We start from the raw sequence: 25,683 nt of genomic DNA, 5'->3' as shown, positions 1-25,683 counted from the left end.
TGTGCACACGCGCCGATGCATACGCGCCGGCCGTCAGATCGCAGTTAGAAAGGCCCAATCTGTTGTCAGCTCGTGGAACGATCTCCGGTGGCGGCGCGCCAGCGCTCCCGTCGGCCCGAACCCTCGATGAGCTGCCGGCAGTCATGCGACACGACGAGATCACCTCGATCATTCCCGTCGAAGACTTCGGTCTCGAGGAGTACGCCGACGGGCCGCTCTCCGAATGGCGCAACGAGTCCCTGAGCACCGGCGGACGCCGCCGTGCCGACCGCTCCGGTGCTCGCCGCTTCGATCGCGACGCGTACGACCAGCCGCGACCGGCCGAGATCACCCAAGACATCGTCGTCGCCGAGATCGAGTTCGACGAGTACGCCCACGAGCACCCCTTCCAGATCCATGGCGCCGAGTACGACGACTTCGACGCGGAGTCCAAGGACTCGCTGTGGACGCCGCAGAAGCAACAATCCCCCCGTCGCGGTTCCGGCAAACATCGCATTGCAGCGCCGCCGCAGGCCCTCAAGGGTCGCGCCGCACTGCTCGCAGTCGCCGCGGGTGCCGCGGTCGCCGCGGCAACTGGTAGCTTCGCCCAGCCGGCCGACGACAACGCGCAGTCCGCGACTCCGACTCCCGTGGCCGTCACCAACGGTGACACCCAAGGTCCGGCAGCCGGTATCGCAGGCGCGCCCGCACCGGCCAACATGGACACCTTTACGAGCCAGCTCGCCGAGGGCCAGGAGATCGCCGAGGCGAAAGCTCAGGCGGACGCCGCGGCTCGCATCCCGCTGTTCGTCTCGCCGATCGCGCCCGGCGCGTACACCTTCACGTCCACGTATGCGAACCGCTGGGGCTCGTTCCATGGCGGCATCGACATGGCCGCACCTCTGGGAACTCCCATCCACGCCGCCACCGACGGCGAAGTGATCGACGCCGGGCCGGCATCGGGATACGGCAACTGGGTGCAGATCAAGTCCGACGACGGCACCGTCACCATGTACGGCCACATGGCCTCCAGCGGCGTTCTGGTCACCAAGGGCCAGAAGGTCACCGCAGGCCAGATCATCGCACTCGTCGGCAGCGAAGGCTTTTCCACCGGCCCGCACCTGCACTTCGAGGTCTGGAAGAACGGCACGATGAAAATCGATCCCGCTCCCTGGCTCGCCGCGCACGGCATCAGTCTCGCCTCCTACACCGGCAGCTGACTCCCCCGCTCTCCTCACAAACCCACCCGCTGCAGGCAAAACCAGTTGCTGCGGCGGGTGGTTTTGCCTGGAACGGGTGGGTTTGTGGCTGTACCCCCCGCTAGAGTTTCTCGACGGGTAGCCCGCCAAGGGACATGAGGGTGATCCGCCCGGCGCTGCCGAAGTCGAACATCACCCGCTCGGTCGGTCCGGAACCTTCTTTGCCGACGACCTTGCCCATGCCGTACTTGGGGTGGGTGACCCTGTCCCCCACCTCGACATGTATCTGTTTGTTGCGCCCCCGCGTCGGCGATCCGAATGACTCCTGACGACGTGATCCGCCGCCATACGACCGCTGTTCACCGAAGCCGCCACCGCCGAAGCCGCGGCCGTTGTCGCCATAGTCGCGGCTGCCGTCACTGGATCGACGACCCATGCTGCGCTTCGGTTCGGTACGACGCCAGTCGATGAGGTGTTGCGGAATCTCTTGCAGGAAACGGGATTCCGGGTTCTGCATCGGCGTACCCCACGCCGAACGGACCATCGCCCGGCTCAGGTACAGCCGCTTACGCGCCCGGGTGATCCCGACGTACGCGAGACGGCGTTCCTCCGACAGCTCAGCCGGATCACCCAACGCGCGCATGTGCGGGAATTGTCCGTCCTCCCAACCGGTCACGAACACCACCGGGAACTCGAGGCCCTTCGCCGTGTGCAGCGTCATCAAGGTGACGACGCCGTCCTCGTCGTCCGGAACTTGATCGGCGTCGGCGACGAGTGCGACCCGCTCCAGAAATGCTGCGAGAGAACCCGGGTCGGGTTCACCTTCATCTGCAGCCAGGCCATCCTCATCCAGCTGCGTCTCCGGTGGCTCGGCAGCAGCCGCTTCTGCACTGAATTCCCTTGCCACCGAGATGAGTTCGTTGATGTTGTCGAGCCTGGCCCCGTCTTGCGGGTCAGACGAACCCTCCAGTTCGTAGCGGTATCCGGTGCGCTCGGCGATCGCCTCCACCAGTTCACCGATGTCGCCCGCCTCACTACCCGCATCCACCGAAGCGACGTCGGCGTCCGACGAGCCCGCCGCACCGAAGCTCGACAGGAAGTCGTTACGCAGACCTTCGATGAGCTCGACGAAGCTCGAGATCTGCTTGACGGCACGGGTTCCCAGCAGTGGAACCTTGCCCTCGGCGCCGTCGATCAGTGCCTGGTAGAAACTCGTCCCGGTGTTCTCCGAATGCACCGCCACGCACGCCTCGGCCCGGTCGCCGATACCGCGGCGGGGGGTGTTCAGGATGCGACGCAGACTCACGGTGTCGTCCGGGTTGGCAACCGCCCGCAGGTAGGCGACGATATCGCGGACTTCTTTGCGCTCGTAGAACCGCACCCCACCGACGACCTTGTAAGGAATGCCGAGCCGGATGAACACCTCTTCGAGAGCACGTGAAGCCGTGTTGGTACGGTAGAACGCCGCGATCTCCGAGTACTTGAACTCCCCTGTGTCCGAAAGGGAATCGATCTCTCGCGCGATGAACTGCGCCTCATCGTGCTCGTTGTCTGCGACGTACCCGACGATCAGCTCCCCGTCGCCGCTGTCGGTCCACAGCTTCTTCTCCCGACGCCCCGCGTTGCGGGAGATCACCGCATTGGCAGCCGACAAGATGGTCTGGGTCGAGCGGTAGTTCTGTTCGAGCAGGATGGTCTCGGTGTCTGGGAAGTCGCGTTCGAACTCCTCGATGTTTCGGATGGTGGCGCCGCGGAACGCGTAGATGGACTGATCCGCGTCGCCGACCACACAGAGCTCCGACGGGCTGACGTTCCCGACGCCCCCGGTGCCGACGAGTTCACGCACCAGGATGTACTGGGCGTGGTTGGTGTCCTGATACTCGTCGACCAGCACGTGCCGGAATCGCCGGCGGTAGTACTCCGCGACCTCGGGAAACGCCTGGAGCAGTCCGACGGTCTCGCCGATCAGGTCGTCGAAGTCGAAAGCGTTCGCCGATCGCAACCGCTGCTGGTAGTGCCGATAGATCTGCGCGATGGTCACCAGCGCGGGTTCGGCCTTTTCCTCCGCGTCCGCGAGCGCGGCGTCTGGATCGATGAGTTCGTTCTTGTAGTTCGAGATCGCGATCCCGACACCACGAGGACTGAACTTCTTGGGGTCCAGATCCAGGTCGCGCACGATCATCGACAACAGGCGCTTCGAATCGTCGGCGTCGTAGATCGAGAAATTGGAGTTCATCCCGGCCAGCAAGGTCGCCTGCGCGCGGAGGATGCGGACGCAGGTGGAGTGGAACGTGCTGACCCACATGCGATGCGCGCGCGGGCCGACCAGATCCGCGACCCGTTCTCGCATCTCGGCTGCGGCCTTGTTGGTGAAGGTGATGGCCAGCACCTGACCGGGCGTGACATCCCGCTCGGCGAGCAGGTACGCGATTCGGCGGGTCAGCACCGCGGTCTTGCCCGAACCGGCACCGGCCACGATCAGCAGCGGTGATCCCGAATGCAGGACGGCCGCCCGTTGCTGAGGATTGAGGCCGTCGAGGAGTTCGCGAGCACGACTCGACTCGGACTGGGGAGTGTCCTGCAGGTTTCCAGTGGCCATACCCGGTAGCGCGGGGTGCGGAGCAGTGCTTTTCATCGTGGTCCAAAGTTACCCGCTGACCCCGACAGTTCCGCCATCACGGCGCGAACCGGGCATTGGGTAACATCAGCGCCACTTCAACCTGGGGGCTGACAATGAAGAGCAAGGCTTTACCCGGTGCACTACTCGGGGCCGCCATCGTGGCCCTGGTCGCGGTACTCGTGCTCATCTTCTTGCCACGAAGCGCCGACGGGACGGCCACCGCGCCCGCCGCTGTCCTGGCCTACAAGTCGCTCACCGAGGTCGCGACCACCTTCGCCGATCAGCCGGGCGCCAAGTACACCGGTTCGGTCACCGCAGGCGAGATGAAGATCAACCTCACCGACGTCGAGGTCTCGGCCAGCGGCGATCTGCAAGGCCAGATCAAGGTCGGAGGCGAGTCCGCCGAGATCATCGGCGTCAACGGCCTGACGTACGCCAAGGGTTCGGCCAGCTTCTGGAAGAGCCAGCTCGAGAAGCCCAAGATGAACTATGAGGCCGTCGCGAGCGGCTGGGCCAAACTCGATCCGGCGACCTTTCCGAACCTGGGTTGGCTACTGGCTCCACCCAACCTCGCCTTCGCACTGTCCAACGACGAAGAGGCGGTGGATCTCGAATCCAAGGGGCAGCCGGTCGGACTGGTCGGCACCCCTGACGGCCGTTTCCTGCCCGCAGGACTGCCCGATGTGACCGTCGAAGGCGACAGTTTCGTCTCCGGCGGCTCCATGCGTGCCACCACCGGACCGGACAAGAACCTGACCACGGTGAAAGGCCCGATCACCCAGACCGGTGGTGACCGGGTCGAGGTCGACGTCGCGGTGACGCCCATCGGGCCCAACGAGATCGGACGACTGTACGACCGGATCGACGCCCAGGCCCAGACCCTCGCGCACATCCCCGCGCCGTATCTGAGTCCGAACTTCGACGCCAGCGGATTCCGGCTCACGGTGTCTCCGTGTTCTCCGCCGGTGTGCGAGTACATCGTCACCTACGTCGCGCGGACGTCCAACGCGACGCAACCCGGGTCCATCACGGTGGTCGGTGACATGACACTCACCCTCAATGACCGCCCCGTCGGCGGCACGTGCACGCGTACCGTCACGGTGCCGCTCAACGGCCAGGCCGAGACGCGCTGCCCGTTCACCGTCCCCAATGAGGACGGCACCCTCAAAGGCGATGTGGCCTACGTCTTCACCGCGTATGTCGATCAGGACCCCACTGTGCTGACCAGGGCCCTGGCCGCCAACGAGCAGATCTCCACCGCCGAGGCACAGGGCACCTGGACCCCGACCGGATTCAAGGGCGACGTGGCTGCCAGGGACTACAACCTGCAGGTGACCGGCGCACCGTCGACCTACACCTACGTCGTGAACGACGCGGCCTTCGACGGACGCGCTCCCGACGGCACCCTGCTGATGACGTTCGGTCCCGGCTACTCGGCCAACGTCGGCAGTGATGGCTCGCTCGACACCGGATGGGCGGGCACGGACGCCCTCGTCGACACCGCCACAGCACAGATCAAGGCGGCCCGGTCCACCCCGGTGCGCTGGGTCTTCGCCGAACAGGATGCCGCGGATGCGACGAAGAAGACACTCGACGACAACGGAGTACGGGGTATCGAGATCGTGGTGGTACCTCCGGCCGCGTGATTCAGGGCGACCGGACGACCTCGCCGACCCGCGCCGCACCCAGGTGCAGTTCCACGCCCGGCGTCAACGGCCGCACCTGCAGCGCGGTACCGGAACCCTGGAGTTGGACATAGACCGAATGCAGGCCGGCCCGAACGGGAACGGTCACCGGATCGCCACCTGCGAGGCCGATCTGCACTTGCCCGTCGGTGTTGGCGCAATAGGGCAACGCCACCGTCCACAACCAGTCGAGCAACGGCCCGTCCAGATCGATCGCCGCCGGACCGGTGACCTCCGGATCGTCGCAGGCACCGGCGCCGGCCTCGGTGGCACGTCGCGGGGTGACCTCGGCCGGAGTCAGATGCCCGCTGTCGTCGAGGACCTGGAGTTTGTCGGTCCACCGGCCGAACTCGGGCCGATCGTCCAGACCGGCGAACACCTTGCTCACCTGGTTGTAGGGATAGGCGACCGGAAGCAACACCAGCAGCGGTAGCGGATGGTCGAACATCGGGGTGTCCTTCGCCTCCGAGAGCGACGCGCGCGCGTTCGCCAGGTAGTCGGCGGTGGGGTCCTCCCGCCACTCGGTCGAGAATCGCACGGTCGACACGAGCGAACTCGCGATGAACGCCAGGACCGACGCGATGGCGACCGGCCGGAGCCAGCGCGGTGCATCGTCGACCGCGTGGGACAGAGACCGTTTCGGCGCCTGCAGGATGAGCGCGACGCCGGTGGCGATCACCAGCGCGCTGTCGGGTAGGTAGCGCAGAGTCTGGGCGAGTTCGAGCGCGGTGTTCTCGCTGGTGCGGCTCCAGAGCAACGGAAGTTGCAGCACGGCGACGTAGCCGAACACCGCACCGATCACCCAGGCTGACCGCTGCCGCGTCCGCAACGCGATGACGACCGCGCCGATCACCACCAGCCAACCAGCCGCCATCAGCCACCAGGACGGGAAGCCCATCGGTGGGCTCGGTACCCATCGTTCCCAGAACCAGGGCCCGCCAACGGTTCCCGGGACAACGCCCTTGTTGATCGAGCGCCACACGAGGGCGATGGTCTGGGCGATCGAGTGCTCGCCGGCGGTGGCGGAGGTGAGCGCCAGATAGCCCACCGCCCACACGGTCGTGATCGCGACCAGACCGATCCAGAGCTCACGCGCGGCGTTCCACGCCGAGTGCAGGGCAGCCCGTACTCCGCGGTCATCGGCGAGCAAACACCACAGGAACGCAGTGATCCCGGCGACCGGCCCGATCAGCGCGGACTTCTCGAAGAACGCGAGCGCCACCACGAAGACCACCAGCGAACGGATGATCACCCGGCGTCGATCGACCTCGCCCCGGCACAGCTGCACCACGTCTGCCGTCACGATCGCCATGCCGATCTGCAGCGGCAAGGTGTTGAGGCCCGCAGCCCACCAGTTGTACGCGGGCACGGTCATCGGGGTGAAGAGGTAGAAGGCGAACGGCAGCAAGACGGCAGGCCGCCGGCGACCGGCGATCACGACAAGCAACCGGAGCACCGCCAGCGACGCGAGCAGCTGACCGATCACCAGCGTGATCGCGGGCAGCGCCCAGTTCAGTGGGGCGATGTCGGTGGTGACTCCCGCGACGAGAAACGCCGCCGGCATGAGATGTCCGTCGTGGTCGTGCATGAGGAAGTCCCACGAGAAGATCGACCCCTCCGACGCCCGGCCGATGATAATGAGGTCGTCCCAGTAGAAGTTCCCTCGGGCCACGAGCCAGGAACGAACGGCGAGCTGGATCACGATCAGGCCCAACGCCACCGGGACCACCCACCGCGCGGCCCGGGTCACCGCGCCGGCCGTGGGGCCGGTCGGTGCCAGAAGTGTCGAAGCTCGCCGATGCATCGGACCACTCTTACCAGTGGCACCACCTCGCGTGGCACACTTGGGCGCGTGACTGCTGACCAGCCAATCGATCTGTCCGGGCTCAATCTGGGCTCTGACGTGGGCGATATCCCCGAAGACATCGAAGAGTTGCGCTCTGAGATCGACCGTGTCGACGCGATCATCCTCGCTGCGATCAAACGTCGCACCGCAGTCTCCAAGAAGGTCGGTCAGACCCGCATGGCCACCGGTGGCCCCCGGTTGGTGCACAGCCGCGAGATGAAGGTTCTCGACCGGTTCAGCGAGCTGGGCCAAGAAGGTCACACCCTTGCCATGCTGTTGCTTCGGCTCGGCCGCGGGCCGCTCGGCCGCTAGTCGCACCACAAACGGCCCCGAGAGGGCTACCCGAGGGCGTGTCGCCCTCGGGTAGCCCTTCCGGGGACGTTTCTGGTCAGAAATCAGTCCTGGGTCTTGGGCATCAGCATCCCCACCGCCAGAGCTGCCGCCAGGACCGCAATGGATGCCACCAGCAGAGCGCTCTGCATTCCGCTTGCGAAGGCGACGTCGGCGTGCGCCGCGATCTGACCGCCGGCATGTGAGGCGCCGGCGAACGAGGCTCTCGCCTTCTCCAGGATCTCTGCAGGCACCCGAGGCACCTCGAGATTGCTCCGGTATCCCTGGGTGAGAACGCTGCCGAGAACCGCGATCCCGAGTGCGCCGCCGACCTCACGGGACAGATCGTTCATCGCCGATGCCACGCCTTGCTGTGCCTTCGGGAGTGCGCCGGTGATGGCGCTGGTGGCAGGCGTCATCGCCGTACCCATCCCGATGCCGAGCGGGATGAGACCGGCCAGCAGCAACCAGTAGGAGCTGTCGACGCCCAGCCGCGACAGGATGAACAGACCCACCGCGACCAGCACCAGTCCGACGATGCAGACGGGCCGCGAACCGAACTTCTCGGTCAGCTTCGGGGAGAGGCGCGCCGACGGCATCATGCATGCGGCCATCGGCAGCATCGACACCGCAGAGATCAGCGCCGAGTCGCCGCGCACCATCTGCAGGTACTGCAGGACGACGAAGATGAATCCGAAGAACGCGAAGAACTGCATGAAGATCGACAGGCTGCCTGCGCTCAGACCGCGATGGGTGAAGATCCGGGGGTTGAGCATCGGGTTCTTGGTGCGGAGTTCGAACAGGATGAACAGCGCCAAGATCACGAATCCCCCGACGATCCCGGCCAGGGTCCGGGCGCTGAGCCAGCCGGCTTCGGGCGCCTCGATGATGGAGTAGACGACCACCACGAGCCCCGCGACGGACAGCGCCGCGCCGATGAGGTCGAGCTTGGGTGCGGATGCGTCGGCCGACTCGGGGACCACCCGCCACGCCGCGACGATTGCCACCAGAGCCAGCACCACATTCAGACCGAACACCGAACGCCACGAGAAGAACTCCAACAATGTGCCCGAGGCGAGCAATCCGAGGATTGCACTGCCACCGGCGACGCCCGCCCAGACCCCCACGGCTTGCGGGCGCTTGTTGTCCGGAAACGTGCTGGTGATGGTCGACAGCGTGGCAGGCATGACGAGGGCGGCCCCCAGCCCCATCACCCCGCGCAGGCCGATCAATTCAGACGCCGACGCCGCGGTCATTGCCACGATCGAGGCCACACCGAAGATCGCCAATCCGGCCAGCAACGTCTTGCGACGACCGTATCGGTCTCCGATCGCCCCGGCCGGTAGCAGCAGCGAGGCGAAGATCAGCGAGTACGCGTCGATGATCCACGACAACTGCGTCTGACTCGCATGGGTCGAACGCGCGATGTCCGGGAGGGCGACGTTCAGCGACGACATCGCGGCGACCACTGCCGCAAGGGCAAGGCACACCACGATCATCACGGCGCGCGTGTTGATCGGCTTCTGGGTCGTGGGCGACACGGTATTCATGACTGATCCTTCAGAGTGAACCCGGCTTGGTTCGGAGTGGCGTTCCAATGATTTAGAACGTCTTTCCAGAGCATGGCATACACTGGAGACCATGAGCAAGAGCGAACCGGAAAAAGCATCCCGTCGCACCAGCAGGCAACGTGAGGCCGGCGCGGTCACCAGGGCCGATACGCGGCGGCGCATCTTGGCGGCGGCGATCGAAGTCTTCTCCGAAAGTGGTTATGCTGCAGCCACAGTCACAAAGATCGCTGAGCGCGCCGACGTCTCTGTGCAGAGCATCTACTCGTCGTGGGGCAACAAACGAGGCCTGTTGCGAGGGATGTTGGAGTCTCAACTGATGGGCGGGCAGCCCGGAGCGGTGAACCCACAAGACATGCCTGCGGCGATCCTCAACGCCTTCGACCCGACGGCCGCGACCCCACGAGAGCTGATCGCGCATGCGGCTCATCAGTTCCGACTCCTGACCGAACGGGCCGCGGTCGGGTTCGGGACCTACGCGCAGGCCGCGGCGATCGACCCCGAGGCCGCCACCGACTGGCAGAACCTGATGGAGATCAGGCGCATGGCCATCCGGAATCTGGTCGGCAACATTCCTGTCGATCAGCTCCGCCCCGAACTCACCCCGGAATCGGCGGGTGACACCGCATGGGTGATCGCCAGCCCGCACACCCACGAGCAGCTGGTCGTTCGGGCCGGATTCACCTACGACGACTTCGAGGACTGGATCCGCACCACGTTGACCTCTGCACTGCTACCCGACGCGCCCGCCTGACTCGCGGGAACATTTCGTCGACCGCCGATCTCTTATCTCCGAAATGCAGCGAACAAGCTGCAGGACAGCATCACCCACTACGCGAGAAAGAGAAGCCCATGGAGACCCAGTACTTCGACACCAATGCAGACGGCATCGTCGACACCATCGTCACCGACACCAACGGCGATGGATATGTCGACGTCACCGAATGGGACACCAACGCCGACGGGATCGCCGACGAGGCCGAGGTCGACACCGACTACGACGGCTACGTCGACGAGTACGTCTCCGACGTCGACTACGACGGGGTCTACGACATCTCGATCTCCGCATAGCGCGCACCCCATCCGGGCCACCTCCCTCGAGGTGGCCCGGATTCGGGCATTTCACCAGGCTGCTCATCCCCTACTCACAGCCCCTTACCAGGTTCAACGCTCACAGTGGAAGACACCAAGAGAAGACAACCCGGACGAAGAGGTACGACGATGATCGCCACTACTGCGCTTTTCGGTCTCGACACCGATATTGCGGTGTCGGTCACCGCGCCCGACCACCACGGCCGTGCGGTCGACCACGTGAGCGCGCTCGCCGAGCGACTCGATCGCACCGTGAACCGCGCCCGGCCGTCCGCCGAGGTGTTCGCGCTCGACAATGCCGCCGGGCGGCCGGTGATGGTGTCCTCGCTCCTCGATCAACTCATCATCGAGGCACTCTTCTTCGAGGACCTCACCGATGGTGCGACACGGGCGGTGCGGCGCTCGGGCACACCGGACTACCGCTACCTGCCGGGTCTGACGTTCTCCGTCTCGTCGGCGGGCATGACCTCGGCCGTCAGTTCTCCGATACCCGTGTGGCATCGCGTGCAGATCGGGCGCGGAACGGTGACCGTGCCGAACGAGGTCCGGCTCGAACTGCTCGCCACCGCCCGGGCATTGCTGGCCGACCAGGCCAGCACTCACCTCGCCGAGCTTCTTGGCTGCGGAGTGCTGGTCCGGGTCGGTGACCTTGCCGCGACCGCGGGTCCCGCACCGGCAGACGGTTGGGATTGCGGAGCCCTCGGGATGGAACACCCGCTCGGCGCGGGTCTGGCCGTCGCCCGGGTCACGGCAGCGGACTACCGCAGCTTGCCGGTGGCGCCCGACGACGTCCCGCCGCAGAGCTTCCTCGAGTGCGTGAGCGTCGTGGCCGAATCAGCCGCCCTGGCTCAAGCCGCCGGCCTCAGATCTCATGTCGATCCCGCCGCCGCGGCTCGCTGGCTCGCTGCCCAGGGCCTCGCCGCTCGTATCGACACCTCCGATTCCGACGTGGTCCGGGTCGGCCGGGTGCCCGCGACCGGACACGCGCTGGCCGCCTGAGGGATAGGAAACCCGAAGTCGTTCGACCGGTTATGTCGCTCGGGTACAAGTACGACCCCAAGCCTGACTAGGCTGATACTCAAGGTCACCAAGTGCAGATTTGGCAATCTGCAACCGATGAAGGGGTCTGTCGACATGAGCAGCGGTCCGAGCGAGTCAACCCGGGAGTTCGACCTCACCGGCTCCCACGCCTGGCAGGAACTGTCCGCACACCAACCGCACGTCTACGCGATGCACCTTCGCGAGATCTTCGCCGTCGATCCCAAGCGGGGGGCCGAACTCACGATCGACGTCGGAGACCTCCACATCGACTACTCCAAGCATCGGGTCCTGCGCGAGACCATCGAACTGCTGCTGGGGCTGGCCCGCGAGGTCGGCCTCGCCGAGAAACGCGACGCCATGTTCTGGGGCGAGCACATCAACACCTCCGAGGACCGTGCCGTGCTGCACACCGCGCTGCGCCTTCCCCGTGACGCGACGTTGAAGGTCGACGGCCAGGACGTGGTGCACGATGTGCACGAGGTCCTCGATGCGATGGGCGCCTTCACCGACAAGCTGCGGTCCGGAGAGTGGAAAGGCCATACCGGCAAGTCGATCAAGACCGTCGTCAACATCGGTATCGGCGGTTCCGACCTCGGACCGGTGATGGTGTACCAGGCCCTGCGGCACTACGCCGACACCGACATCCGCTGTCGCTTCGTCTCGAACGTCGACCCCGCCGATCTCGTCTCCACCCTCGCCGACCTCGACGCCGAGACGACGCTGTTCATCATCGCCTCGAAGACGTTCACCACGCTCGAGACGCTGACCAACGCGTCGGCTGCGCGCCGGTGGCTGCTCGACAAGCTCGGGGCAGGCGACGACGCGGTGGCGAAACACTTTGTCGCGGTCAGCACCAACGCCGAAAAGGTGTCGGAGTTCGGCATCGACACCGCCAACATGTTCGGCTTCTGGGATTGGGTGGGCGGCCGTTACTCGGTGGACTCCGCGATCGGGCTGTCGGTGATGGCGGCCATCGGAAAGGAGGCCTTCGCCGACTTCCTGGACGGGTTCAACATCGTCGACCGGCATTTCCGCACCGCGCCACTGCATCAGAACGCGCCGGTGATCCTCGGCCTGATCGGCCTCTGGTACTCGAACTTCTGGGACACCGCATCCCGGGTGGTGCTCCCCTACTCCAACGATCTGTCCAGGTTTGCGGCGTACCTGCAGCAACTCACCATGGAGTCGAACGGCAAATCCGTTGACACCCATGGTCATCACGTCACCACCGACACCGGTGAGATCTTCTGGGGCGAGCCCGGTACCAACGGTCAGCATGCGTTCTACCAGCTGCTGCATCAGGGCACCCGGATGGTTCCCGCCGACTTCATCGGGTTCGCCGAGCCCACCGATGATCTCCCTACAGCCGATGGCACGGGCAGCATGCACGATTTGCTGATGAGCAACTTCTTCGCCCAGACCAAGGTGCTCGCATTCGGCAAGACCGCCGACGAGGTCGCCGCCGAGGGTGTCGATCCACATGTGGTGGCACACAAGGTGATGCCAGGTAACCGGCCGTCGACGTCGATCTTGGCCCCCAAGCTGACCCCGTCGGTGGTGGGTCAGTTGATCGCACTCTACGAGCATCAGGTGTTCGTCGAAGGCGCGATCTGGGGCATCAACAGCTTCGACCAATGGGGCGTGGAGCTCGGCAAGAAGCAGGCGTCCGAGCTCCTCAAGGTGATCACGGAGGACGAATCGCCCGAGACGCACGACGACTCGTCCACCGACTCGCTGGTTCGCTGGTACCGGACGTACCGGGGCCGCAGCGCGTGAGTTCCGCCGCCGGGGTCAGCCGCCTGGGTGTCGCGGACGACATCTTCTGGCGGACCCATCATGGGATGGGCATACCCATCGCCATGCAGGGACTTTGGCGGTTCGATGCGACGTTGACCGCGGCAGATCTGGAACTGCCCCACCGCACCCTGGCGGCCGGACCCTTGACCAGAAGAGTGGTCCGGCGCCGGATCTGGCCCGCCCGCAACCATTTTGCCGGCGGCGTTGTCCTGAATCCCGTGTACGTCGAACCCGAACCGCTGGCGTCGGGGACGATCACCGCGTGGGCTGATGCCCGCGGTGACACCGATCTGGACATCGCTCGAGGACCGGTGTGGGAGCTGTCGCTCGCACGCCTGGAGACCGGGGGCTCGGTCGTGTCCCTGCTGTGCTCGCACGTGGTGGCCGACGCCGAATCCCTGATCCGCGCCGCGGCGATGGCCGTGGACGAGGCCGGCGCCGCCATGCCGGTCCCAGCGCTGCCGACCTTCGGTGACGATGCGCGGGATGCGTTGTCCCAGCTCCGGATCGCAGTCGGAGGGGTGGGCCGCAGTATCGCCCGGGGAGTGCGCGACCCGGCGCATCGTGCCGAACTGTTCGCTGCCGCCCGCAGGCCGGTATCACCGCGACCATCGAAACCCCCTGGCTCTTCGGAGTGGCGGGAGCCGACGGCGATCTTCTCTGTCGACGCCGCCACCTGGAACGCCTCGGCCCGGCGCCACGGCGGCACCACCAATACGTTGTTCACGGCGCTCATCGGGGAACTCGTCCTGCAGATCCGTGGATCAGGGCCCGCGCAACTGGCGGTGCCGGTGTCGCAGGGCGGCGAGGGCGCGAACACGATCACCGCCGCGTCCATCGATGTCGCGTCGATCGACGAATGTCGTGACCTGCCGCTGTTGCGCGAGCGTGCACGCGCCGCGTTCACAGACGCAGGGGCAGGCCGCGGGATGGGGCCGCCCGCAGGCATGCCCGAAGAAGTGCTCGGGGTCATCGGCCACCGCGCCGCCCACGCACTGGTTCCCGACCCCGGATCGCGGGACGGTCTGGCATCGAACATGGGCGATCTGGACGGTTTGCTCACCATGCTCTCCGGACATCGGGGCCGGGCCATCGCCGCTCGATCGGTGCATCCCCATCTGAGCGCCTCGGGGAGCACACAGACCCGGTGCTCGGTTTCCGGATGGGCCGCCACGGCGGGCGGTGATGTGACCATCTGCATCGGCGTGCCGGACCCCACCGTTGCACATCACGCAGACCTTCGCGAATTGATCAACAAGGTTCTCGGACACTGGGATCTGACCGCCGATCACTGGTGAATGAACCCACCGCGGCTGGACAGATGACAACAAATCCGTAACGTCGGGGCCATGAGTGTTACCGCAGTCGCATTCGAATGGACTGATACCAACCGTCTTTGGCTCATCGAGAACCCGATCAGGATTGTGATCTATGTCGCTGTCGGACTGATCGCCCGGTATGTCGCTCATCGGGTCATCAACCGCGCGACCAGGCGACCGGCCGCAGGATCGGGTGAGGAGGGCAAGAAGCCGGCGTTGCTGCGTCACCTGCGTGACCGCAGCCCCAAGGCCCTACGAGACCCGCAGGTGATCGAACGTCGGCAGCAACGTGCCGAGACCATCGGCTCGGTGCTCAAGTCCACCGCATCGATCCTGATCCTCGTCTGGGTCGTCTTGACCTGCCTGAGTGTGCTGCAGGTCAACATCGCGCCGTTCCTCGCGTCGGCGGGCCTCGTCGGTCTGGCGATCGGTTTCGGTGCCCAGAACCTGGTGAAAGACTTTGTCTCCGGCGTGTTCATGTTGCTCGAGGACCAATACGGTGTCGGCGACATCGTCGACCTCGGTGAGGCCGTCGGCGAGGTCGAGACAGTCGGCCTCCGCGTGACCACCGTGCGAGACATCGACGGCACCCTCTGGTACGTCCGCAACGGCGAGATCGTCCGGGTCGGCAACATGAGCCAGGACTACGCCGTCGCCAGGATCGAGGTCCCCGTCGCGCACAACGTCGATCTCGAGCGGGCTCAACGGGTGGCGCTCGAGGCCGCGGAGGACGCGGTGGCCGACGATGCCGTCGCCAAGGATGTGCTCGGTGTCCCTGAGATGCTGGGTGTGCAGGAGATCTCCGCCGACATGGTCACCTTGCGGATCCTCCTCAAGACCCGCCCCAATGCGCAGTGGGCTCTACAGCGACGGATCCGTAAGCAGATCCTGGCGGCGTACGAGACGAACGGTATTCGGATGCCGTATCCGACGGGCCGCGAGATGGGACCGTCGACGCTGGTCAAGGTCGCCGAGGGCAGCGAATAGACCTCATTCCCAGCGTGATCGGTCGAACAGTTCGTCCGGGATCGGGTCCCCGGGCTGGACGTCGAGGGCTTGCAGCCGACCCATGATCACGGCGGCCAGGGCCACGTGGGTCACGACATCGCGAGGTTCGGTGACCCGTTCATCCGGTGAACCGCCGATGAACTCGAGTTCGACCGTCGGCGCGCAGGTCGCCACGGCCAGTTCGGTGTTTCCCGTCTCGGCCAGCCATGTCGCGAACCCGGTCCCGTCGACCGCGTCGGCGATGTCTCCGCGGTCGATGGCCGCCATCAACTCGGGCAGGGTCGCGAGCTCTCCGCTGTCGCCGGTGGAAGGATCGAAACCGAAGATCTGCTGCGGGTCGACGCCGTCCTCGTCATCGAGGGTGAAGTACAGGATTCCGCGCCAGTCGCCGGCCCAGCAGGTGATGTCGTCGCGCCCGAAGACGTCGGCCAGCAGGTCGCTGATCTTCACCTGCAGTTCGCTGCCGTAGAGCTGGAAAGCTCCGCGCCCGTACACCTCGTCCTGTTGATTTCCCATGGTGCACACCCTACGTCGCCCCGGAACGGCGTCGACCACATACGATCACGAGATGACTGTGCGAAATGGCGTGGCATCTGCTGTGGTGGCAGCGGCGCTGTTGACGACCGTGGCCGCGTGTTCGAACGGTGGCGACTCGGACGAATCGACTCGGACCACCCCCAGCGTGACGGTGCCGACCTCGGCGAACGTCACCCTCCCGGCCGGGCCGCTCGCATTGACCGAACCCGGCGAAGCGCTGTTGTGGTCGGACACCGCGCTGCTGCCCTCGGACGCATTCCGGCCTGGCCAGCAGCTCTCCGGCTTCACGGTCACCGGGATCGAACCCGCCGGCACAGACCTACCAGACTCGTTCACCCACGGCGGCGACCCTTTCTTCATCCATCTCACCGTCACACAAGCCGTGGACCGGCAACGCAACGCGCTGTCGGTCGCGGGCTTCGCGGGCAGCGCAGACGGGGTGACGCCCGCACTCACCCTCACCCCACCGGACAACGTCGCGGGCTGCCAGGCCACCCCGCCACCGGAGACCCTCGCCAAAGGCCAGTCCTACGCCACCTGCCTTGTGGCGCTGGCAGACCCGGATACCCAGCTGACCCGGGTCATCTACTGGGCGGACACCGGTGACGAGCAGTTCGACTACAAGTCCGCGCCGGTCGTCTGGTCGGATGGTTCACCGGCCCCGACGTCGGGCGCACCGTCGGATTCGGTCTCGCCGACCGGCTGATCGGCTCGCCCAACACCCGCCCGTCCCCGTCGACCGTGCGGTGTCAGGCGCTCATCTCGCGGACCAGCGACAGGGCTCTGACCACCGAATCGGTGGCTGCCCGGTCCGCGACGGTGATCCGTACCCCCGTCAGGCCCTCGGCGCCGCCGTAGACCTTCGCGGCGACCCCACCACCGCGCAGTACCGATGCCAGATCCACCGGCACCACAGTACGGACGAACACATGGTTGGCCTGGCTCGGCAGGGTCTCGATCCCGAGGTCCACCAACGCCGCCTGTAACCGGGTCCGTTCGGTACGAACCGCATGAACCCGGGTCGCCAATTCGTCCGTCGCGGCCAGCGCCACCGGCACCGCGACTCCGGCCGCCGATCCGATCCCGAACGGCACCTCGTAATGACGTACCCGCTCGATCGTGGACGCGGCACCGATCGCGTATCCCGCCCGCAGGGCCGCCAACCCGTGGGCCTTCGAGAAAGTACGCAGGATCAGCAGGTTCGGGTAACACCGGAGCAGTCGATGGATGTCGGGGCCGCTGTCGGCGAACTCGAAATAGGCTTGGTCCAGGACCACGATCCGCTCTTCACCGACCTGCTGCAGGAACCGGTGCAGTTCGTCCTCACCGATCACCGATCCCGTGGGATTGTGCGGTGAGCACAGCACGATGACTCGGGTCCGGGCGCCGATCGCCGCAGCCATCGCAGGCAGATCCGTGCCGCCATCGGGACGCAACCGCACTGCGTCGACACCGACACCCGCCAGATCCGCCAGGATCGGATACCCGTCGAAGGTAGGGGTCGACGTGAGAAACCGCTCACCCGGTCCGCAGAATGCCTGCAGCACTTGGTAGGCCAGCCCCGTGGCGCCGGCACCCATGCTCACCCGATCAGAGCCGACACCGACGAAGTCGGCGACCACCGAACGCAGCGCATTCGGAAGGAACTCGGGATAGCGGTTGGCCTCGTTGATCCATCCCTGCAGCGCCGATGCGACGCTGGGCAGCGGCGGATACGGGCTCTCGTTGAGATGCAACGGAATCAGATCCGTCATCGTCCACCCCACCGCACTGCGGTCGCACCGGCAAAGTCACCGGCGTGGGCGAATGCCGCCATCATGACGATGTCACCGGACTGAATCCGGCCGTCGGAGACCGCGGTGTCCAGGGTCAACGGCACACCGACCCCGAAGAGATTGCCGCATTCTTCGAACGTGTCCGGATGTCGCGTTTCGGGGAGCTCCATGGCATCGCGCCAATTGCGCAAGAAGATTCGATTGGGCTGGTTGGTGATGAACCAGTCCAGCTCCGACGGACGCACGCCGATCTTGTCGGCGACGTCGTAGGCGACCTCGGGCACCAGACGATTGCCCCGGGCGAGCACCTTCGAGATCTTCGCCTCGGTGAAGCCGACGTGGATCTGACCGGGTCCGGCCTCCCAGTACTTCCGCTGCGGCGTCGAGACCGACGTCATGTCACCGGCGTATTCGCCGTAGGTGCGGCAAGTGACCGCGAGAACGGGTGACGAACCGGACAGTTCGAGCAATCCCACGCTCGCACCATCACCGGGGATCGCCGCCTGCGGCTTACCCCGGACCTGATCCTGTACGAACACCTGGCCGGCACTGTTCTGCGCGTTTACTATCAAAGCTTTTCGTGCACCCGATGCGATCATCAGCTGCTGCGCCAGCTTCATCATGTGGATGAAGGATGCACAACCTCCGTTGTGGACATCGATGACTGTCTCCGGTTTGATCCCGAGCCGATGCGCGACCTCGCCACCACAACCCACGACGGGCAGTTCGGGCAGTTGGCTGTGGGTGATGAGGATGTCGACATCGTCGAGCATCTCGCTTCCGTGACGGTCGAGCAGGGGCATCATCGCCCGTTCGATCATGTCGGTCGACGTCTCGTCCGGCGCGGCGTGGTGCCGGAACTTCGGGGCCCGGAACATGAGATTGCCTGCCAAATCGTCGGATTCGGCGAACTGCGCAAAGTACTCCGCCGGGACCCGGTTCTCGGGCAGGTAACTCGCCACGTCGATCAGCGAGATGGTCGGTGCTGTCGGGTCCGGGGCGCTCATCGGGTCATCCATTCGGGCTTGACGGGCAGGCCGTTGCGATGGCGATATTCGGCGATGGCCTTGAGGTTGTTCATCTCCAGCTGATGTCCCGCCGAGAACATGTCCCAGAAGTCACCGACCCACACCGGTCGCTCGGGTGGGGCGGTGTCGGGGTAGGCGTTGTCGTCGTAGAAGGGGTGTTTGCAGTTGTTCCACAGCACAACTGAGCCCGGCTTGTTCAGCACCACCTGCGCGTCGACCACCCTCATCAGATAGATCATCCAGAGGTGCTCACCCTGATCCCACGCGCAGTGGTAGTCGACAGTCATCGCTTCGGGATTGGCGTCCGTACGCGTGTAACAGTCGGTGTTGTCGCCGAGACGATCCTTGGCGATCCACAAGCCAGGATCTGATGTCGGCGTGAATCCTCGCAGGCTGTAGGTCCATTCCTCGAGCGAACGGGTGTCTGCGAGCCAGTCGTAGACCTCACGCGGTGGCGCGTCGACAAACGCCTGCACCGGGCAGAACTCTCCGAACACCTGATCGTGCGGGTACACCGATCGCAGCATGTCCAGGATGATCGGCGTCGCCTGGTGGCGATCGTGGGTTTCGATCCGTGTCAGACCCTCGAGTTCGGTAGCGGCGTTTCCCAGGTCTTCGAGTGCGGGCAGAGTCGTGGTCATCGGTTCTCCTCGAGTGATTCGAAAGCGGTCACGAAGGGCGCGAACGGCGGCATCTCGTCGGGATCGGTCTGCACCACAAGGCAGTTGGGTCCATCGTGGTGAGCGAAGACGGTGTCGGCCGCGGTAGCCAGATCGTCTCGAACGGCCGCACCGTGAACGGGCAGTCCTGGAAACAGGCCGGTGAGCCCGGCCACGAAATCGGTAGGGCGAAATCTGTTGACGCTCGCGGTTCCCGGGAAATACAGCTGCTCTCGCGTGACACACATGCCGTGGGCGTCGTTGTTGAAGATCACGACGGTCAGCGGTACCCGATGTTCGATGGCGGTGTGGATCTCCATGCCGTGCATGAAGAATGCGCCGTCGCCGGCCAGTACCACCGACCGGCGTCCGGTCGCCATCGCCGCTCCGATGGCGGCACCGAATGCGTAGCCCATCCCACCCATGCCGAGGGCGACCAGGAATCGGCCGCCTCGCCCGACCGGAAGGTGATGGACGGCTGCGGCTCCGACGTTCCCGGCGTCGGCGAACACGTTGGCACCCTCGGGTATCTGCCCTCCCAGGATCTCGACAACCTCGGTGGAGGTCATCGGCGACGACTCCGTCCCACCTACGAGACGGGCCGGGCCGGAGAGGGTCTCGAGTCCGGGCGAAAGCCGGTCCACGACTGCAATCGAGGTATCGATGTTCTTGACGATCAACTCGATTGCCGACTTCAGGTCGGTGACCCGAATGTGCTGCGTGACCAGGCACGTGGGCTGCTCTGCGCCGAGATGGATCACGGTGGTGCCGTCGAGGTCGAGGCCGGCACGGTCGGTCACCGGCAGTCGGCTTCCGATCACCAGGACCACTGCCGCCGCCGACACTGCCTTGGCAGCCGACAGATGCCCCATCACTCCGGCGACCCCGACGGTCGGCGACGCCGGCCCGATGGTGTCGCGGCCACCGGGCGTCACGGCGAGCACTCCCCGGACCGCGTCGACCAGATCAGCCAGCTCGGCACCCACCTGCTGCCGGGCAGCCTCGTCGCCGGCGAGTACCACCACGGCGCCGCGGGCAGTGGTGAGTGCCGCGGCCACGGTCTCCAACTCGGCGACGGGCAGCGCGGCCCGCGCCGGGAAACGAACGTTCCGGCTCTGCACCGGTGCCGGAGCCCGCTGGACATCCTTGGGCACGATCAGCACGACCGGGAGATTGCGAGCGAGCACCTCCTCGGCGGCGTCGAGCGCCTGATGGATGCCGCCGGGATCGGTGACTGTCAGGCACAGCCCGCTGACCGAACCGAGGATCGCGGGCGCATCGATCGTCGCAGGCGCCGACAGCATGTCCTGAAATGCTCCCCGACCCTGTAGACCGGTCGGCGCGGCGCCGATCAGGGCCAGCACCGGCACCCGACTGTCGTAGGACTCGGCCAGCGCCGGCACCACGTTCATCGCCCCGCCTCCCGACGTCGTCATCACGACGGCGGGAACGCCCGTGATCCGTGCAGCCCCGTCGGCCATGGTCCCGGCCGAGAATTCGTGTTTCGCGACAATTGGATCGAGGCCGTCGGTTGCCAGCGCCGCGACGTAGAGATCTTCGACGTTGGCCCCGTGGACCCCGAAGACCTGTTCGATCCCGATGTCACGGAGCCGACGCATGATCGCGTCGGCCACTGTTCCGGGAGACATAGTGGATTGGGCCATGACCCAACACTGCGCGCATCTCGCTGAAAGGTCGCTGAGAGTGCTCTTCACAGGCACCGGCCACGGACATACCATCGAGCAACAGCCCAGCTAGGAGTCCCTTCAGGTGTTCGCACAAAGAACATGCGGTTTCCGCGCCATGTTCCGCCGCAATCAGGGAGTGCGTATGCGCTCCACGATCGTGGCGACGATCATCGTCGCCATGGCTGTGGTCGCCGGCGCCGTGATCATGCTCTTCATGCTGCACCGGCAACAGGATTCGCAGATGTACAAGTCGACCGGAAATCGGTCGTACGAGATCGCCCACCAGATAGACGATGGCGGGATCGAGAACGTCGATCCCGAATTGCTCAGGCCCACAACCGGTATTGACGTCATCCAGATCGTCGACAACAGCGGGACCGTGCTGTTCAGCGCACCCCGGGGCGACAAGGCCGCGATATCGGACATCAAGCCCGGGTGGTGGAACACCCAGCGCGTCGACGGCGTCGAGATCCCCGGACGGTCGGGGACCTACTGCGGCCAAGTCACCGGAGCCCAGTACGAGGGCATCGACTACAACGTGATCACCGCGGTGTCGACGCAGCCGTACTTTTCGGGACTTCGTGGAACCGCGATAATTCTCGCGATCGAGTTCCCCGTCGTCATCCTGATCGCCGGGGCCGGGATCTACTTCTTCGTCGGGCGGGCGCTCAAACCTGTCGAACGCATTACCCGGCAGGTCTCGGCGATCACGAGCTCCGACCTCAGTCGCCGTGTGCCGGTCCCTTCTACCGACGATGAGCTGACCACCCTGGCCGTCACGATGAACGACATGCTCGACCGCCTCGAGCGGAGTCGCGTGAGCCAGCTGCAGTTCGTCGGCGACGCCTCCCACGAGCTGCGTTCGCCGTTGACCACGCTCGTGGGCATCCTCGACCTGGCCGACGACACCGACTCCCCCATCGACGTCGACACCGTACGGACCATTTTGCTGCCCGAAGCGCAACGGATGAGGACCATGGTCGCCGACCTGCTGCTCCTCGCCCGTGCCGATGAACGGGGCATCCCGCTCACTGTCGATGAGGTGGACCTCGACGACATCGTGGGCGCCGAAGTCAAACGCCTGCGTTCACTGGGACTGGCGAAGGTGGTCGCCGATGTCACGCCGATCCGGGTGATCGGCGATTCGGACAAATTGTCACGGGCAATCCGGAACCTCACCGACAACGCCGCACATCATGCGACGTCGACGATCACACTCCAGATGACGCAGAACACCGACCTGTCCGCAGCCACCGTCCGGGTGATCGACGACGGTCCCGGCGTACCGGAAAAACTGCGGGACAAGATCTTCGACCGTTTCTACCGGCTCGATTCCGATCGGGGCCGCCATCAAGCCGGGTCGGGACTGGGCCTGCCGATCGCCGCCGAGATCGCACGAGCGCACGGCGGCACCATCACGGTGTCGGACGCTCCCGGTGGTGGGGCGTGTTTCACGATGACGATCTCGACCGGGTTCTCCGAAGACGCCGATCCCGGCACAATCGCCGAACGTGAGAGGCCGGTGCTCGAAGCCGCTGTGGAACCCTGAAAACCGGCAAATACGAGGGTACCGGGGGCAATGCTCCCTTGGCGGCCCTGTGCAGACCGGTTTTCAGGGCGCCTCAACGGTCTGATCATTCGTCGACCAGGCAGTAGCCCGAACCGCGGACTGTTCGAATCGAATTGGCGCCGAACGGAATATCGATTCGTTTGCGCAGATATCGGATGTACACCTCGACGATGTTCACGTCGCCTTCGTAGTTCTCATCCCAGATCGATTGCAGGATCTCAACTTTCGTGACGACACGCCCTTTGTTCCGGATCAAGAACTCGAGCATCGAATATTCTCGCGGCGTCAGCTTGATCGGTGCGTCATCGCGGCAGACCACGTGGTCCGACGGGTTGAGGGTCAGCGAACCGGCAGACAGCACCGCCGGACGCTCTTTGCCACCGCGCCGAAGTAAAGCGCGCAGGCGGGCCTTGAGCACCACCACCGAGAACGGTTTGGTGAGGTAGTCGTCGGCACCGTAATCGAGGGCCTCGGCTTGGTCGTATTCGCCGTCCTTGGCCGAGAGCATGAGCACCGGGGTCCACACCTGCCGGGACCGGAGCCCTTTGATGACCTGGTATCCGTTCATCTTGGGCAACATGATGTCCAGAACGATGACGTCGAACTCGTTCTCGGTCCCCTGCCAGAGACCGTCGGCACCATCACGGGCAACCACTACGCTCCACCCGTCGCTGACAAGCATGCGGCGCACGGTTTCTGCAGCTCGCACGTCATCCTCGACCACCAGTACGCGCACTACTCGGCCTCCTCGGGACTGTCGAACGCGCCTTCAGGGTACTTGTCCCGTCCCAGAACATCGCCGCGACGAATGCCTATCAGTGAGGTATCGAGCGATGAGCGTCGTTTCGGCGCTGAAGGAGGACTCATGAGCAGAGTGTTGTCGACACCACCTGCCGGTAGCGGCCTGAAGGCGGTCCGTGGCCCCAGAGGTCTGCCGTTGGTCTCGACAGTGAAACTGGTGCGGCGCCCCGCCGATCTGGCTGCCTCCCTGCGTCGCGCCTACGGCGACATCGCGCTCACAACCGCGCTCGGGCGCAAGGTCGTGGTGGCGCAGGGTCCGCCCGCGGCCGCCGAACTGACTCTCAACAGGGATAAGGCGTTCTCCACGGAACCCGTGTACGGGTTCGCACTGGGCCGTTTCTTCCGGCGAGGGATCCTCCTGATGGATTTTGAGGAACATCACCACGACCGACGGATCATGCAGCAGGCGTTTACGGCCGATCGGCTCGCCGCCTACCATCGACAGCTCGAGCGCCGGATCACCCGCTCGATTCGCGCCCTTCCGGTAGGTGAGGCCGTCGACCTGCGCACAGAGTTCAAGAATCTCACCCTGGACATCGCACTGGAGGTGTTCGCCGGCGTCGAGTTGGATCGAGCCGCGACAACAGAACTCAATCGCGCATGCGTGGATCTGATCGAGGCCGGTGGCGCTGTGGTCCGATTCCCGATACCGGGTTCACGGTGGAGGCGCGGCCTCCGGTCGCGTCGGCGCCTCGAGAAATTCTTCGGCGACCTGGTCGCAGCCAAACGGACGGGCGCCGGCGATGACCTGATGTCCGGACTGTGCCGGGCCGAAGTGGACGGACACCGTCTGAGCGACGCCGCGATTGTCGATCACATGATTTTCATGATCTTCGCCGCCCACGACACGGCAACCATCGCGCTGACCGCCACGGCATTCGAGCTCGCGAAGAGTCCGCAGTGGCGAGACCGACTGCGGACCGAGGTCCAGACACTGCCGGAGACGATCACCTACGACGACCTGGCATTGATGCCACTCTGCGACCTCGTCATGAAGGAGGCGATCCGACTTCGCCCGCCGGTCCCGGTGTTGCCGCGCGCCGCCGTCAAGGACACCGAGCTGTGCGGGCACCACATCCCCAAGGGAACCTTCGTGATCGTCCTCATCGGAGCAAACCATCAGCTCAACGACATCTGGCCCGACCCCACCCGCTTCGATCCCACCCGCCACGACCTCGACGGCCACGATTCCGATCGTCATCGGATGGCCTGGATGCCGTTCGGCGGCGGCGTGCACAAGTGCATCGGCATGAACTTTGCACGCATGGAAGTGCTCACCGTCCTACACCGAATGCTCCGCGAGTTCGATTGGTCTGTGCCGCAAGATTTTCTGATGCCGGTCAAGGACCGCTCACTGACGGTGAACACCGGCTTCCCCGCAAGAGTGCGGAAGCGCTCAGACCATGCGGCGAGTGACGGCCGCCGGTAGATGACGCAGTGCCAGATCGACGGCGGTCCACGGCCACCGGGGCACCGGGGTCCGGGCCCGCTCTGCGTCGATCGCGGCGACGAGCGCTTTCACACCGGTATCGCGGTCGGCCATCAGCTTGGTCTTCACACCGGCGTTGATGTCGGTGGAGATGTAGCCGGGCAGGATCACGCTGATCTTGATGGGCGAGCCGGCGAATTCTGCCTGCAATCCCTCCCCGAGCGCGGAGAGTCCAGCTTTCGACGCTGAATACGCTGCCTGCGCCTTGGGGAGGCCGCGCACCGCGCTCATCGAGCTGATCAGCACCAGGTGCCCGGAGTTCTGCTCGCGGAAGATCTCGAGGGCAGCCTCGACCTGAGCAAGCGCGCCAACCAGATTCGTCTGCACCGTCTCGATGTTGGCGTGTGCCTTGCCGGTCCCGATGGGTGCCCCTTTGCCGAGTCCCGCGTTGACGATCACCCGGTCGAGGCCGCCGAGCTCCTGTCGGAGCCGGCCGAAGACAGCGGGAATCGTCGGCAGATCGGTGACGTCGAGATGGGCCACCGCTATCTGCGCCGCCTGCGGTTCGAGCTCTGCCTTGAGCTCATCGAGCCGGTCGGTACGCCGGGCGCACAGCGCCAACGCGCGCCCCTGCGCTGCATAGGCTTTGGCCATCCCCTCGCCCAGACCTGAGCTGGCGCCGGTGATGAGGATCCTGTTGCGAGTCATGGGA

At 65.4% G+C, this 25,683-nt stretch carries 23 protein-coding genes; 12 read left to right on the top strand and 11 right to left on the bottom strand.

The genetic code is table 11. From position 1 onward, the window contains the following. Positions 1-62: 62 nt before the first annotated feature. Positions 63-1,199, top strand: a complete 1,137-nt coding sequence (locus BH683_RS24675) for a M23 family metallopeptidase (protein ID WP_246833579.1) — start codon at positions 63-65, stop codon at positions 1,197-1,199. A gap of 100 nt (positions 1,200-1,299) precedes the next feature. On the opposite strand, the gene BH683_RS24670 is transcribed toward BH683_RS24675, so the two are convergent. Next, positions 1,300-3,777 (bottom strand): UvrD-helicase domain-containing protein, encoded by a 2,478-nt coding sequence (locus BH683_RS24670; RefSeq protein WP_094647722.1) that lies wholly within the window; start codon positions 3,775-3,777, stop codon positions 1,300-1,302. Positions 3,778-3,911: 134 nt separating this feature from the next. Here BH683_RS24670 and BH683_RS24665 point away from each other — a divergent pair, with 134 nt between their 5' ends. Beyond that, the gene (locus tag BH683_RS24665; protein WP_084838918.1) at positions 3,912-5,444 is read left to right on the top strand and encodes a hypothetical protein; all 1,533 of its coding nucleotides are present in this window, start codon (positions 3,912-3,914) and stop codon (positions 5,442-5,444) included. A gap of 1 nt (position 5,445) precedes the next feature. Here BH683_RS24665 and BH683_RS24660 read toward each other — a convergent pair whose 3' ends face one another. Further along, on the bottom strand, positions 5,446-7,287 hold the full coding sequence (locus tag BH683_RS24660; protein ID WP_246833578.1) for a hypothetical protein: 1,842 nt from the start codon (positions 7,285-7,287) through the stop codon (positions 5,446-5,448). 48 nt (positions 7,288-7,335) lie between these two features. On the opposite strand from BH683_RS24660, the gene BH683_RS24655 reads away from it, so the two are divergent. Then, a complete protein-coding gene (locus tag BH683_RS24655; protein WP_246833577.1) occupies positions 7,336-7,641 on the top strand; it encodes a chorismate mutase in 306 nt (101 codons plus the stop codon). 83 nt (positions 7,642-7,724) lie between these two features. Here BH683_RS24655 and BH683_RS24650 read toward each other — a convergent pair whose 3' ends face one another. Further along, on the bottom strand, positions 7,725-9,209 hold the full coding sequence (locus tag BH683_RS24650) for an MFS transporter (protein ID WP_084838915.1): 1,485 nt from the start codon (positions 9,207-9,209) through the stop codon (positions 7,725-7,727). Positions 9,210-9,300: 91 nt separating this feature from the next. On the opposite strand from BH683_RS24650, the gene BH683_RS24645 reads away from it, so the two are divergent. From BH683_RS24645 to BH683_RS24620, 6 genes are all read left to right on the top strand, one after another. After that, positions 9,301-9,981 carry a TetR/AcrR family transcriptional regulator gene (locus tag BH683_RS24645; protein ID WP_084838914.1) on the top strand — a complete coding sequence of 227 codons (681 nt, stop codon included), beginning with the start codon at positions 9,301-9,303 and terminating at the stop codon, positions 9,979-9,981. A gap of 98 nt (positions 9,982-10,079) precedes the next feature. Continuing rightward, positions 10,080-10,298: a hypothetical protein gene (locus tag BH683_RS24640; RefSeq protein WP_084838913.1), complete on the top strand. Its 219-nt coding sequence runs from the start codon at positions 10,080-10,082 to the stop codon at positions 10,296-10,298. A 150-nt stretch (positions 10,299-10,448) separates the two neighbouring features. Continuing rightward, positions 10,449-11,318: an FAD:protein FMN transferase gene (locus tag BH683_RS24635; RefSeq protein WP_084838912.1), complete on the top strand. Its 870-nt coding sequence runs from the start codon at positions 10,449-10,451 to the stop codon at positions 11,316-11,318. A gap of 135 nt (positions 11,319-11,453) precedes the next feature. Continuing rightward, on the top strand, positions 11,454-13,136 hold the full coding sequence (pgi, locus tag BH683_RS24630; RefSeq protein ID WP_084838911.1) for a glucose-6-phosphate isomerase: 1,683 nt from the start codon (positions 11,454-11,456) through the stop codon (positions 13,134-13,136). Continuing rightward, a complete protein-coding gene (locus BH683_RS24625) occupies positions 13,133-14,455 on the top strand; it encodes a hypothetical protein (RefSeq protein WP_084838910.1) in 1,323 nt (440 codons plus the stop codon). Before pgi ends, BH683_RS24625 begins: the two co-directional genes overlap by 4 nt. Positions 14,456-14,506: 51 nt before the next feature. Continuing rightward, the gene (locus BH683_RS24620; protein ID WP_084838909.1) at positions 14,507-15,463 is read left to right on the top strand and encodes a mechanosensitive ion channel family protein; all 957 of its coding nucleotides are present in this window, start codon (positions 14,507-14,509) and stop codon (positions 15,461-15,463) included. A 3-nt stretch (positions 15,464-15,466) separates the two neighbouring features. Here BH683_RS24620 and BH683_RS24615 read toward each other — a convergent pair whose 3' ends face one another. Further along, positions 15,467-16,000, bottom strand: coding sequence for a hypothetical protein (locus BH683_RS24615; RefSeq protein ID WP_084838908.1), 534 nt, complete (start codon positions 15,998-16,000; stop codon positions 15,467-15,469). Positions 16,001-16,052: 52 nt separating this feature from the next. On the opposite strand from BH683_RS24615, the gene BH683_RS24610 reads away from it, so the two are divergent. Continuing rightward, positions 16,053-16,727 carry a hypothetical protein gene (locus BH683_RS24610; RefSeq protein WP_084838997.1) on the top strand — a complete coding sequence of 225 codons (675 nt, stop codon included), beginning with the start codon at positions 16,053-16,055 and terminating at the stop codon, positions 16,725-16,727. A 43-nt stretch (positions 16,728-16,770) separates the two neighbouring features. On the opposite strand, the gene BH683_RS24605 is transcribed toward BH683_RS24610, so the two are convergent. From BH683_RS24605 to BH683_RS24590, 4 genes are read right to left on the bottom strand one after another with little or no spacing between them, the layout of a single operon-like run. Beyond that, positions 16,771-17,775 (bottom strand): aminotransferase class I/II-fold pyridoxal phosphate-dependent enzyme, encoded by a 1,005-nt coding sequence (locus BH683_RS24605; RefSeq protein ID WP_084838907.1) that lies wholly within the window; start codon positions 17,773-17,775, stop codon positions 16,771-16,773. Then, positions 17,772-18,803, bottom strand: a complete 1,032-nt coding sequence (locus BH683_RS24600; protein WP_246833576.1) for a 3-oxoacyl-[acyl-carrier-protein] synthase III C-terminal domain-containing protein — start codon at positions 18,801-18,803, stop codon at positions 17,772-17,774. Before BH683_RS24600 ends, BH683_RS24605 begins: the two co-directional genes overlap by 4 nt. After that, positions 18,800-19,465 (bottom strand): SRPBCC family protein, encoded by a 666-nt coding sequence (locus BH683_RS24595; protein ID WP_084838905.1) that lies wholly within the window; start codon positions 19,463-19,465, stop codon positions 18,800-18,802. The genes BH683_RS24600 and BH683_RS24595 overlap by 4 nt, the downstream gene beginning before the upstream one ends. Further along, complete coding sequence (locus tag BH683_RS24590; protein ID WP_084838904.1) at positions 19,462-21,147, bottom strand: thiamine pyrophosphate-binding protein; 1,686 nt, start codon at positions 21,145-21,147, stop codon at positions 19,462-19,464. Before BH683_RS24590 ends, BH683_RS24595 begins: the two co-directional genes overlap by 4 nt. A gap of 166 nt (positions 21,148-21,313) precedes the next feature. Here BH683_RS24590 and BH683_RS24585 point away from each other — a divergent pair, with 166 nt between their 5' ends. After that, positions 21,314-22,720, top strand: a complete 1,407-nt coding sequence (locus BH683_RS24585; RefSeq protein WP_246833575.1) for a HAMP domain-containing sensor histidine kinase — start codon at positions 21,314-21,316, stop codon at positions 22,718-22,720. 85 nt (positions 22,721-22,805) lie between these two features. Here the strand turns inward: BH683_RS24585 and BH683_RS24580 are convergent, their stop codons facing one another. Continuing rightward, entirely contained in the window at positions 22,806-23,477 is a 672-nt protein-coding gene (locus BH683_RS24580) for a response regulator transcription factor (protein ID WP_084838902.1), read from the bottom strand. Next, entirely contained in the window at positions 23,477-23,608 is a 132-nt protein-coding gene (locus BH683_RS29185; protein WP_281492334.1) for a hypothetical protein, read from the bottom strand. The genes BH683_RS24580 and BH683_RS29185 overlap by 1 nt, the downstream gene beginning before the upstream one ends. On the opposite strand from BH683_RS29185, the gene BH683_RS24575 reads away from it, so the two are divergent. Further along, positions 23,607-24,971, top strand: a complete 1,365-nt coding sequence (locus BH683_RS24575) for a cytochrome P450 (RefSeq protein ID WP_084838901.1) — start codon at positions 23,607-23,609, stop codon at positions 24,969-24,971. The genes BH683_RS29185 and BH683_RS24575 overlap by 2 nt on opposite strands. Here BH683_RS24575 and BH683_RS24570 read toward each other — a convergent pair. After that, the gene (locus BH683_RS24570; protein WP_084838900.1) at positions 24,939-25,679 is read right to left on the bottom strand and encodes an SDR family oxidoreductase; all 741 of its coding nucleotides are present in this window, start codon (positions 25,677-25,679) and stop codon (positions 24,939-24,941) included. The two genes, BH683_RS24575 and BH683_RS24570, sit on opposite strands and share 33 nt — an antisense overlap. Positions 25,680-25,683 lie beyond the last annotated feature (4 nt).

Source organism: Williamsia sp. 1138, from assembly GCF_002095435.2.
Lineage (GTDB): Bacteria > Actinomycetota > Actinomycetes > Mycobacteriales > Mycobacteriaceae > Williamsia.
The sequence above is the reverse complement of the archived record's forward strand: the minus strand, read 5'-3'. Positions and strand labels throughout refer to the sequence as shown.

What these genes read in the sequence shown, in the direction of transcription:
- BH683_RS24600 (WP_246833576.1), bottom strand. Translation starts at nt 18,803, where the DNA reads ATGAGCGCCCCGGACCCGACAGCACCGACCATCTCGCTGATCGACGTG.
- BH683_RS24670 (WP_094647722.1), bottom strand. Translation starts at nt 3,777, where the DNA reads ATGGCCACTGGAAACCTGCAGGACACTCCCCAGTCCGAGTCGAGTCGT.
- BH683_RS24620 (WP_084838909.1), top strand. Translation starts at nt 14,507, where the DNA reads ATGAGTGTTACCGCAGTCGCATTCGAATGGACTGATACCAACCGTCTT.
- BH683_RS24660 (WP_246833578.1), bottom strand. Translation starts at nt 7,287, where the DNA reads ATGCATCGGCGAGCTTCGACACTTCTGGCACCGACCGGCCCCACGGCC.
- BH683_RS24650 (WP_084838915.1), bottom strand. Translation starts at nt 9,209, where the DNA reads ATGAATACCGTGTCGCCCACGACCCAGAAGCCGATCAACACGCGCGCC.
- BH683_RS24665 (WP_084838918.1), top strand. Translation starts at nt 3,912, where the DNA reads ATGAAGAGCAAGGCTTTACCCGGTGCACTACTCGGGGCCGCCATCGTG.
- BH683_RS29185 (WP_281492334.1), bottom strand. Translation starts at nt 23,608, where the DNA reads ATGAGTCCTCCTTCAGCGCCGAAACGACGCTCATCGCTCGATACCTCA.
- BH683_RS24590 (WP_084838904.1), bottom strand. Translation starts at nt 21,147, where the DNA reads ATGGCCCAATCCACTATGTCTCCCGGAACAGTGGCCGACGCGATCATG.
- BH683_RS24645 (WP_084838914.1), top strand. Translation starts at nt 9,301, where the DNA reads ATGAGCAAGAGCGAACCGGAAAAAGCATCCCGTCGCACCAGCAGGCAA.
- BH683_RS24575 (WP_084838901.1), top strand. Translation starts at nt 23,607, where the DNA reads ATGAGCAGAGTGTTGTCGACACCACCTGCCGGTAGCGGCCTGAAGGCG.
- BH683_RS24595 (WP_084838905.1), bottom strand. Translation starts at nt 19,465, where the DNA reads ATGACCACGACTCTGCCCGCACTCGAAGACCTGGGAAACGCCGCTACC.
- BH683_RS24640 (WP_084838913.1), top strand. Translation starts at nt 10,080, where the DNA reads ATGGAGACCCAGTACTTCGACACCAATGCAGACGGCATCGTCGACACC.
- pgi (WP_084838911.1), top strand. Translation starts at nt 11,454, where the DNA reads ATGAGCAGCGGTCCGAGCGAGTCAACCCGGGAGTTCGACCTCACCGGC.
- BH683_RS24570 (WP_084838900.1), bottom strand. Translation starts at nt 25,679, where the DNA reads ATGACTCGCAACAGGATCCTCATCACCGGCGCCAGCTCAGGTCTGGGC.
- BH683_RS24635 (WP_084838912.1), top strand. Translation starts at nt 10,449, where the DNA reads ATGATCGCCACTACTGCGCTTTTCGGTCTCGACACCGATATTGCGGTG.
- BH683_RS24610 (WP_084838997.1), top strand. Translation starts at nt 16,053, where the DNA reads ATGACTGTGCGAAATGGCGTGGCATCTGCTGTGGTGGCAGCGGCGCTG.
- BH683_RS24615 (WP_084838908.1), bottom strand. Translation starts at nt 16,000, where the DNA reads ATGGGAAATCAACAGGACGAGGTGTACGGGCGCGGAGCTTTCCAGCTC.
- BH683_RS24605 (WP_084838907.1), bottom strand. Translation starts at nt 17,775, where the DNA reads ATGACGGATCTGATTCCGTTGCATCTCAACGAGAGCCCGTATCCGCCG.
- BH683_RS24585 (WP_246833575.1), top strand. Translation starts at nt 21,314, where the DNA reads ATGCGCTCCACGATCGTGGCGACGATCATCGTCGCCATGGCTGTGGTC.